General features: G+C 36.7%; 1 protein-coding gene. It reads right to left on the bottom strand.

The annotated features are described in order from the left end of the window. Positions 1-158: 158 nt before the first annotated feature. Entirely contained in the window at positions 159-1,742 is a 1,584-nt protein-coding gene (locus tag C5O24_RS12825; protein WP_107036369.1) for an ATP-dependent nuclease, read from the bottom strand. Positions 1,743-2,139: the final 397 nt, after the last annotated feature.

The following is a 2,139-nucleotide window of genomic DNA, read 5'->3' as shown; positions in this document are numbered from 1 at the left end:
GAATAAAACCAAATCTTTTGCGAATTTTTTCACAAATAGTCAACTGATTTGTTGTTGTAAAGGTAACAAAGATTACAGGAGCATTTTGAAAATGTTCCCATATCTCATTGACAAGATATGTCGTTTTGCCTGATCCTGCAGCAGCGATTAAACATCTTTTATTTGCCATCAATCCATTCAAAAGCATCTTTGATATATTGCGGTACTTCAAACTGCTTAGAACCCTGTATAAGCCTATATGCCCATTCCGTTTTATTATTAGACATAAAGTCAATCAAGGTATCAGTCGTTTCGTTGCTGTTCCTCTTCTTCCTCACCGTAGAGCTTAAATCATGTAGTTTATCCTTATTGGCTGCTACGAATGACGGTTCAATTGTACGATTATTATCATCCAAGAATATTCGGATATTCTCTACTGGAGAATTCGCAAAATATAGCTTTTCATAATAGTCTCGGGACTTGTCATCTCTATCTCGAACAATTGCAACCTTAATTTTTAAGTCCTTAGATAATTCTACAAAATGGCCAAACGAAACACCGCCCACAGCCATTAACTCAATACCATTATGGTACATATCCCGGTTAGTTTGTTTCATATAATAATTACAAACTATCTCATCCGTTGGACCTTCTACCAATATAACCGCCTTACATAAGATAAGACGAAGAGTTGCAAAATCTGTCGCCTTGAAGAAGAAATTATACTCCTTATCTTTCAAATCCTTTTGAAGATTCTTTGAATATACTGTCCCATCCTCACCTTTACTAAGCACGACAAGATTATCGAGTTCCATTCGATTGGCAACAAAACTACTATGGGTAGAAATGATTATTTGACTCTGCACTTTCTCTTCTAACAATTTCATAAGATTGTACATCATTGTATGAGAAAGATGAGTTTCAGGCTCTTCAACTATTAAAATTCTCGGCTTCCCGCTATCATCATCTCCAAGCGAAAGAAGCGTTTTTACGATGCATTGTTCACCCAAGCCGGCAAATTCAAAAGGTATACCATCTACCATCGGTGATAGTACAGAAGAATAGGAGTTCTTTGATACTAAGTCAATCGATACGCCTAACTCTTTTTTTATTTTGCCAGCACGTTGAGATAGTTCTTCATTGATACATTTTACTTTGTCATTCTTCTCAAAGGAATCCCTCATGCCAGCCAGACAACTTAACAGTTTTGGTCTGAAATCATCCGTATCATCCTCCAATAGGCGAGACATGAATTGTCTCGGTCGACTATTAAAGAATGTGTTTGCAGAATCGATGATAAACAATTTGAATGGGAGTAATTTTGTTTTTGCGGGTTGCCCACTAAACCAAAACCTTGTTGTATGGTAATATTCGCATGGAACATAATCATGCGTAGTATGGCTGTACAGATCTTCATACGCTTCATCGAATTCATATGTAAATCTGATTCCTGGATGTTCTTCAATCAGCAAGTTGCTCTTTCCTCTGAAATCCGGTCCTTTAACTATATCTGAGAAATAGACTTCAATTTCAATCTTTGGTAAGTTGGAAATAGCTCTGTCTGTAACGGACCAACAGGATTTATGAAAAGAGAAAAGAGTTAATTCAACACTATTTTCGCCACTTAAAGCCAATCTTAATGCTTCGATTATGGTTGACTTCCCAACACCATTATTGCCTACCAATATAGTGCGAATGTCATTGAACTCCATGTCCAACGACTTTATGCCTTTAAAATTTTTAATAATAATACGCTTCAACATAATTTCATTGTCGTTATGCTTTAAAACTGATTATAATGGCACTATTATTGTAATCGAAAGCCCAAAATATGTGCTCGCACTCATAATTCGATTAAGACATATCCATCATGCGCAGATAAGCCGTACTCAAATTCCATTTCTCTAACAAAGCCCTCGTCTGTGCTATTATCGAAACTTTGCTATCGAAATTTTTTGTCTTAGCTATGACGTTTAGGAACTGGGCGTAGTCCCATATCTGATTGTTCATATTTGAAACAATGCTCTCAGTGTAGCCGAACACTCGCACAGAAGTCGTCAACTTCGTTCTCAAACGTAGAAAATAATCCCAGAGAACATGAGACTTCTTAGTCCCTTATTCATAGCATTCCTGCTCCTTGTATCGTCTTGTACTTCAAAG

The organism is Paramuribaculum intestinale (assembly GCF_003024925.1).
Taxonomy (GTDB): Bacteria; Bacteroidota; Bacteroidia; order Bacteroidales; family Muribaculaceae; genus Paramuribaculum; species Paramuribaculum intestinale.
Note: the sequence above shows the minus strand (reverse complement) of the source record. Positions and strands in the feature narration are given on the sequence as shown.

Excerpts from the sequence above, each read along its gene's own strand:
- C5O24_RS12825 (WP_107036369.1), bottom strand. The coding sequence starts at position 1,742 with ATGTTGAAGCGTATTATTATTAAAAATTTTAAAGGCATAAAGTCGTTG.